The following is an 8,014-nucleotide window of genomic DNA, read 5'->3' on the forward strand; positions in this document are numbered from 1 at the left end:
GTCGTATCCAAGGCAAGGCGGACCGGTACTTTCTCGCCCGATTTTTTACAGGGATGGTCCTTACCTCCCTTCTTCGGCCCAAAGACGCCGCGAGTGGCTGGCGTTTTATTTTTCCGAGCTCGAGAAAGAGGGGCAAAAGAATGTTTTGAGAGACGTGACGAAGGACGCGACGGAGTATTACTATTTGATGGTCCTGCGCCGCCTGAGGCTGGCGGTGTTGCTTGCAAAAACTTTGAGGAGCGGGGAAAAGGGCGGCGCCTTCTTCGGATGGGAGCGAGGTCTTAAAATCACCGAGGAATTGGATACACTATGCAGGGAAATGATGTGGGCGGCAAAGAGGGGATATTACGACTTCAAGCTGGACAGAGAATTATCCTCGCTGAACGACGACGTCGTGATATCGCTGGAACCGCTCTCGAGCATTGGAGATATTTTCAACAGACATTCTCCGCTGGATTTTTTGGTTCCATGGCCGCTATCATTTTAAACCCTGGATTTACGCCCCGGATGCAGCGGGCGGGGATGATTGGAGCGGAGGCTTGGGCTGTTTTGTTTCCGAGGAGGTGCACCGATGATGGGGAGAGTACGTTGCGTCTTGATCGCGGGGCTGTTGACGTGGTCGGCCTTTCTGCCCTGCGGCGTCGGGGGCGGGGAGGCGACGAGCGGGACGGGCTGGAACGACGGAGAGATGCCGCCGGTCTTCAACCCCTACGTGGAGGACGAGGCACAGGAGACGGACGAGACGCGGGGCGTCCTGTTCGAGGGCGTGTCCCGGGACATTCCCGCCTACGTCCTCGACGGCCTCCGCAGGCAAGGCGGTTCCTTGGACGTCGCCATCTGGGATTACTTCGAAGCTAGGCGCTTCGACACGCTTTTCACCCCCACGGGGCTTCTGTCCCTTTGCCATGGGAAGGATCCGGAGGATAAGATAATAGCGAGAATAGCGAGCCCCAAAAAGGACCCAAAGCTTTGGGATATTTTAAAGCTTTGGGCGTGCGCTCGTTTGCCCGACGTCTTCGACCATTTCTCCCGCGCACGCCAGCTCGACGCACTGCGCCTGGAGTACCTGCGCCGCATGGAGGAGCGCCGCCTCATGGCGGAGCTGGGGGTGGAGATGGAACAGAGAGAGGAAAGCCCGGAGCGGGATCCCCTGTATCGGCTGGGTGAGGCGGATGCGAAGGGGTACTACGACGGGAAGGGGGAGGTTTTACAGGAACTGAGGGAGATGAGGCGTCATTGGCCCGCTCGGCGATATCAGAGAGCCCTTCATTCCCTTGTTGCTCCTGTCCCCCAATTGACGGAGGATGAGAAACGGATGGCGGCTAGGATCAAGGAGATTATCCGGCTCGTTACGGACTACTGGGAAATCCCCGAGGGGACGTCCAAGGACGTTTGGCCGCAGTACGTCTGGGAGAAGGAGCGGAAAATGCGGTCCATGGAGGGGGAGGCCTTGAGCAGCCCGACGCACCTGCTGTTTCTCGTCGAGACCGGGGAGCTCCTCCAAATCTACGCGTCGGAGGAGGCGTATCGCTGCATGAGCCTGGCCTGGGTGCGCCAGTGCCAGGCGCACCGGGAGCTTTCGGCCCGCATCGTGGAGATTCTGCGCCGTTCCGGCCTTCGAGAGGACTATGCACGGTCCGTTCGGAGATGGAAGAAGGGGGATTCTTCCCCAGCAACCCGTCTCGGTACTTTTGTCAATCCATACGAAGTCTTGAATGAGGTATTCAGCGAAAACAGGGATCGCCCGTTTCGCCCCCAGATGCAGGTGGAATTTTGAGCTGAAAACCGATTTGAAATCAAGAAGGGAGATGGAGTGATGAGGAAGATCCTGAGAGGTTTGTGTGCCGTGGCTTTCGTCTGCGTTCTGTCGGTCCCTGGAGGAGGCGATAAGGCCTGGGGGGCTACCGTGAGCTTGGAGCAAGCCCACCTGCTTGCAGAGAACTGGCTGGCCGCCACCACTCCGCCCATAAGACAGGGGGCCTTGGGAAGACATCTGAAGGAGAGCATCCCTTGCCTCGAGGATGGGCGTCCTCTCTTCTATATCTTCAACCTGCGCCCCAAGGCTGGCTGATCGTCGGCGGCGACACTCGGCAGGAGCCGATCATGGCCTTTGGAGAAGGGAGCCTTTCGGCCGAGGTCCTGGAGGACAAGGCATTCATGGCGCTGTTTTCCGTGCCCTTCCCCAAGGAGGCACGCCAGGAAGTCTCTTCCGCACTGCTCCTGTCCGCCGATCAGGATGTCCCGATGAGCCGCAGGGAGGAGAAATGGAGGCGCCTGCTGGAAAGACCCCGTGCAATCGAAAAAATGAGGGCACTTTCGGATTCGACGGGAAAGCCGGACATCCCCGATGTCCGCGTCCCACCCTTGGTGCGCTCGCTATGGAACGGAGTGGGTTGGAAGACCGACGGCAGATTTAATCGTTTTTTTGCTAAGCATGTCCCGGATATTATATGGAACGATGGCACAGGGATACCTTGTGCAGCCGTCTCAGCGGCCCAGTTGATGCATTATTTTCGTCACCCCAACCACAACCGCCGTACCGATCGACTCTTCACCTATCATAATTACCACGAGCCGGAGGGGAATGGCGCCTCGGCGTTGCTCTGGGGGGATGCCGACGGCGCGCCCTACAGATGGGAGGACATGACGGAACGGCCGCTTTTCGAATACAAGGATCTTCCTGATCTGAACGTTTCGGGCGATAAGGGGGAGGAGGCGCGCCGGGCATCGGAGGCCATCAGCCGTCTGATGATGGATGTCGTCGTCGCCTCGGGCTACGGAATCGATCCCAGGAATAAAGAAAAAGGGTTCTTGGGGGGCTTTGATTCGAAGGATCTTGATGGATACGTCTCTTTTGCGGGACTGCAAATGTCCATGACAAGCTCGGATGTCTTCGACTACTCCAACATGGCCTTGTTCGAAACAACGATTGACTCATCCCACTCAAACGTAGCCTACGACATGAAGGACCTCCATTCCGTCGTCAACCCAAACCTGGATTGCGGCGTACCGGTGATCGTGGGGATTCGTCCCCTCAAGGGTTTCAGCGACCACGCTATGCTCGTGGACGGCTACGGAATCGCCTCCTCGGATGTGGGGCTGAACGAGATGTACCACCACATCGTCATGGGCTCCGTGGGGGGGGACTTGGATATGTATTATCCCATGGATAACTTCAAAACGGAGTTACCTGGAGGCCCAGCTTATTTCACCAATCATTTCTTTCCCATCGCGATGCTGTACAATATCGCCTCGGAGGACTTGGGCAGCGGGCCGGACAAACGGAGCGAGATCGTCAGCGGGCGCCTGTCGTTTGCAGGGAAACCCTACGCGGACGTCACGGTCTCGGCCGAGACCTCAAGGGGAACCTTCTCGGCCAAGACGAACGCAAACGGCATCTTCGCGTTTCGCCTGCCCTCCGTTACCAGCATCGATCAGGTGAGCATAGAGCGAGCGGGCTTGGAGAAGGCTTCCGTCAACGACATCCTGGAAAAGGGGACTGAAATCAAACAGCCCTGGAATTCAGTAGACACCTCGGAGACAGAATATTATAAGGACTACAAAGGTAACACGAGATATGAACCCCAGGTCGGCAACCGCTGGTGGGGGGACATCGTTCTGGAGCAGGCGCTGGTGTCCGGCGTGACGGACACCATGAAAAAAGGGGTGTCCCGCTTCAACGTCCCGATGCCGTCGGCCTTTCCCAAACAGGCGTCGGCATGGGACTTCCGCGGCCTTTCCGCGGTCTATGTCTCCGCCTTCCCCTTCTCGCACATCGCCTTCCAGAGCTGGTTCGGGCCCTACTTCGACAAGCTCGCCGAGTTCGTCAAAAACGGCGGAACCGCCTATATCGAGGCCGACTCCTGGTTGGTCGCCGCGGTCATCGCCAGACGTGCGGGCATAGGGCTCTCCTTCTACAACGCCTCGGAGCTGCCCCTCTATTACGGAGGAGACAGCAAGACGATATTCCCCAAAGGCGACCTGAGGGCAGCCGTGGGCAAGGACTGGCTGAAGATTCCCTACAAGCCCTACGAGATCGGTTCCGGCGGACCGCTCATCAAGATGCTGAACGGCACGAAACTGCTCTCCACCGTGGAGGTCACCCTGTTCGACGGCAAGGACGCCTATACGAGGATTTATCCTGCCGCCGTGTCCTTCCCCTACGGCCGGGGCATGGTCTACTTCACCAGCTTCCCCGTGCCCGACGTCCCGTTGTCCGCATCCGCGTCCCTGAGGGGGGACGTCCGGTCCCCCTCCGCGGAACGTGCGCTGGCGGACTGGTTCCTGTCCAAGCCGATCGCGAACGCGGAACGCATGTCGGCCATGCGGAGCGCGGGCATCTCCAACGAGAGGATCGTGGATCGGGCGGACGGCCCGGTGTCGCGCGCAAAGGGCTCGGGCCTGCTGGTGGAGCTTCCCGCAAGCGAGGACGTGACTGTGGCCGCCCAGATGTCGCGGCTGGGCATGAAGGGCGCGGGCGCCGTCTCGGAGGATGCGGCGGTACGCCGGTGGACGGCGTCGCTTCTGGCGCCGGACGGCCGGGTGCATGACGTGCGAACGACGAGCGGGGACGTGCTTTCCTTCTCCGTCGTCTCCGGCGACAACGACGGCGGGGCCTGGTTGGTCCGGCTGGATTCGGCGTCCGGGTATCCGGAGGGGAACCTTTTCGTGGTCACGGCCGCTTTGGGCCTGAAAGACGTGGGCGGGACGCCCGGCAGCGGCGACGTTCCGCCGGACGTCCCGGTGACGGGCCTGCGTGTGGAGCCGGACTCTGCGGACCTGAAGGTGGGGGAAAGGCTGGTCCTGAGGGCCGTCCTGAGCCCGTCGAACGCCACGGACAAGCGCGTGAGCTGGTCCGTCTCCAACCCGTCGGTCGCTTCGGCGGACGCCTCCGGGAACATCTTGGCCTTGGCCGAGGGAACCACGTTCGTCCGGGCGACGGCTGCGGATGGCATCCACTCCGCGGACTGCACGGTCCGGGTGGCCCGGGCAGCGGTGCTTCCCACGGCCCTTGCGCTGACGCCGCAGTCCCTGCTGCTGACCGTGGGCGAGAGTGCCGCGCTTGCCGTCTCCTTCATCCCGCCCGAGACCACGGAAAGGGACGTGACGTGGAGCACGTCGAATCCTGCCGTTGCCTCGGCGGAAGACGGGCAGGTCCGGGCCGTCGGTGTGGGGACGGCGCAGATCACGGCGGCCTCCGCGGCGGACGCGGGCGTCCGGGCCGTCTGTTCCGTCACGGTAAGGAAGAAGAACGGCGGCGGCGGAACGCCGGAGGAGCTGGCCTACTACCGCGGGAGGTATCCGGATCATAACGTCATGATCGCGTCGGAGGGCGACAGCGAACTGCTGGGGACGGACGGACCGGACGTCCTGGTGGGCGGCAGCGGCGACAACTGGCTGGAGGGGAAGGGTGGCAACGACATCTACGTCCAGAACCTGGGCGGCGGGCACGACACGATCTCCAACCGCAGCGGGGGAGCGAACGACGTCGACGAGCTGCACTTCGGCCCCGGAATCGTCCCGGAGACGTTGTTCCCCTACCGCAAGGGAGGCGATCTGGTCTTCTCCCTGCCCGACGAGAGGGGCGAGGAATCGGCCAGCACGACGGTCGAGGATTGGTACGAGGATGCCGGGGCGCGCCTGGACCGAATCGTATTCATGGACGGCACGGTCTGGACGGCGGAGGACGCGGAGAAGCGCGCCGGGAACCCGCCCGTGGCGCTGAAGGGTGGAAGCGGCGCCGATCGCATGAAGACGCGCAGCCGCAAGAAGGATACGGTTGTCCTCTACGGCCTGGAGGGGGACGACCGCCTGAAGGACGGGAAGGGCGACGACGTATTCGTCGGGGGGCCCGGCGACGACTTCATCCACTCGTGGAGCCTGCTGGGCGGGAAGTCGCGCAAGACCTTCATCTGGAACCGCGGGGACGGGAACGACACGGTGGACTTCTACTTTTTCGGGCAGAAGTCCGGCCAGCGCCGCGGGATTCTTCGTCTGGGTCTCGGGATAGCGCCGGGCGAGGTGAGCCTGGAGCGCCGCAGCGGCGGCGTGAGGGTCGTGCTGCCGGGAGGAAGCGTGACGTTCCGGAAGGCGCATTGGTTCACGGGCTTCCACCACCCGGACGCGATCGTCTTTGCGGACGGTACGACCTGGCAGTGGAGGGACATTCCGCAGAAGTAGAGAGGGGACGGCCCTTGACAGCGGGGGCCCCTCCCTGTATCATACGCACCACAATCGAATAGGACTTGCGACATCATCAAGAGCGGCGGAGGGAAAGGCCCTGTGAAGCCGCGGCAACCCTTGCGAGAGCAAAACGGTGCCAATTCCTGCAGGTATATCCTGGGAGATGATGGGTGCTTGCAGCGGAGTTTGTCCGTCGTACAAAGCCCCCTTCCTCGCGGAGGGGGCTTTTTTCGTGTTCGGCGCGGGCGTCGGGATGGGAGAGGTGAAGGGGTTTTGATTGTTCTGGAGGATGTGTGCAAGGATTTCGACACGGAGGGGGGATGCTTTCACGCCCTCAGGGGGGTGAGCCTCTCGATACGCAAGGGGTGCGTCTACGGCATCATCGGGCGGAGCGGCGCGGGCAAGAGCACCCTGGTGCGCACGATCAACCTGTTGGAGCGGCCGACGTCCGGCCGGGTGACCGTCGCCGGCGTGGACCTGGCGGCCCTGTCTCCCGCGGAGCTTCGCCGTGCGCGGCGCGGCATCGGCATGATCTTTCAGGGGTTCAACCTGCTGGAGTCCCGCAGCGTGGCGGGTAACGTCGCGTTCCCCCTGGAGCTCGCGGGCTGGGACGCCGCGCGCATCGCGGGCCGCGTGGACGAGCTTCTGGAGCTGGTGGGCCTGGGGGGGAAGCGGGACGCCTATCCCGCGCAGCTCTCCGGGGGGCAGAAACAGCGCGTCGGCATCGCCCGGGCCCTGGCCCCGGAGCCCAAGATCCTGCTGTGCGACGAGGCGACGTCGGCCCTCGACCCCCAGACGACGCGGGAGGTCCTGGGGCTCCTGCGCGACATCAATCGCAAGCTGGGCCTGACGGTCGTCCTGATCACCCACGAGATGGCGGTCATCAAGGAGATCTGCGAGGAGGTCGCCGTGCTGGATGCGGGACGGGTGGTGGAGTCGGGAGCGGTCTTCAAGGTCTTCACGGTGCCGCAGTCCCCGGTGACGCACGAGCTTGTGGCGAGCGTGATGACGCGGGACATCCCTCAGCATTTCGCGGCGCTGGACTTTTTGCGGGAGCCCGAGGCGGGCTGCGGGCTCCTGCTGCGCGTCTCCTTCCTGGGCGACACGGCGGCGGAGCCGATCATATCGGGGGTGGTCCGCAGGTTCGGCGTGGACGTGAACATCCTCTACGGCGCTATCGACCACATCCAGGGGGTGCCCTACGGGACGCTGGTGGTGGAGCTCTCCGGCAACGGGAACCGGGACGCCGCGATGGAGTATCTCAGGAATCTGAATCTCGGACTGGAGGTGATCGGCTATGTCCGCCGCAATCTGGGGACTTCTGTGGCAGGCGTCGTGTGAGACGCTTTATATGATAGGTCTGTCGGGGCTGCTGGCCTGCGCGGGGGGGATCCCCCTGGGCGTGCTGCTGGCCGTGACGGCCTCCGGAGGGCTGATGCCCAGCCCCTGGCTGAACCGCACGGTGGGGTTCGTGGTCAATGCGACGCGGTCCACGCCCTTCATCATCCTGATGGTGGCGATCATCCCGCTGACCCGGCTGATCGTGGGGCGGTCCATCGGGACCTCGGCGGCCGTCGTACCCCTGGCCCTGGCGGCCCTGCCGTTCATGGGGCGGCTTGTGGAGAGCGCACTGAACGGGGTGGACGGCGGGGTCGTCGAGGCGGCTCAGGCGATGGGCGCGTCGCCCGCTCAGATCGTCCGGAAGGTCCTCTTTCCCGAGGCCGTGCCCGACCTGCTGCGCGGCGTCACCCTGATGCTGGTCAACTTGGTGGGGTACTCGGCCACTGTCTCTTATACACATCTGACGCTGCCGACGACTAGTCGAGTGTAG

At 62.9% G+C, this 8,014-nt stretch carries 6 protein-coding genes and 1 riboswitch; all 6 genes read left to right on the forward strand.

The genetic code is table 11. The features are described from left to right. Positions 1-487 (forward strand): hypothetical protein (locus tag ABLA28_RS09305; protein WP_347713429.1); only part of this gene is annotated, 487 nt, incomplete at its 5' end. Between the two features lie 84 nt (positions 488-571). Beyond that, positions 572-1,777: a hypothetical protein gene (locus ABLA28_RS09310; protein WP_347713430.1), complete on the forward strand. Its 1,206-nt coding sequence runs from the start codon at positions 572-574 to the stop codon at positions 1,775-1,777. A 39-nt stretch (positions 1,778-1,816) separates the two neighbouring features. Then, positions 1,817-2,071 (forward strand): hypothetical protein, encoded by a 255-nt coding sequence (locus tag ABLA28_RS09315; protein ID WP_347713431.1) that lies wholly within the window; start codon positions 1,817-1,819, stop codon positions 2,069-2,071. A 32-nt stretch (positions 2,072-2,103) separates the two neighbouring features. Beyond that, positions 2,104-6,180 (forward strand): Ig-like domain-containing protein, encoded by a 4,077-nt coding sequence (locus tag ABLA28_RS09320; protein WP_347713432.1) that lies wholly within the window; start codon positions 2,104-2,106, stop codon positions 6,178-6,180. 70 nt (positions 6,181-6,250) lie between these two features. Next, positions 6,251-6,353, forward strand: a riboswitch (SAM riboswitch). A gap of 103 nt (positions 6,354-6,456) precedes the next feature. Beyond that, positions 6,457-7,524, forward strand: coding sequence for a methionine ABC transporter ATP-binding protein (locus tag ABLA28_RS09325; protein WP_347713433.1), 1,068 nt, complete (start codon positions 6,457-6,459; stop codon positions 7,522-7,524). After that, positions 7,481-8,014 carry a methionine ABC transporter permease gene (locus ABLA28_RS09330; RefSeq protein WP_347713434.1) on the forward strand — a complete coding sequence of 178 codons (534 nt, stop codon included), beginning with the start codon at positions 7,481-7,483 and terminating at the stop codon, positions 8,012-8,014. The genes ABLA28_RS09325 and ABLA28_RS09330 overlap by 44 nt, the downstream gene beginning before the upstream one ends.

This window comes from uncultured Fretibacterium sp. (assembly GCF_963544685.1).
Taxonomy (GTDB): domain Bacteria; phylum Synergistota; class Synergistia; order Synergistales; family Aminobacteriaceae; genus CAJPSE01.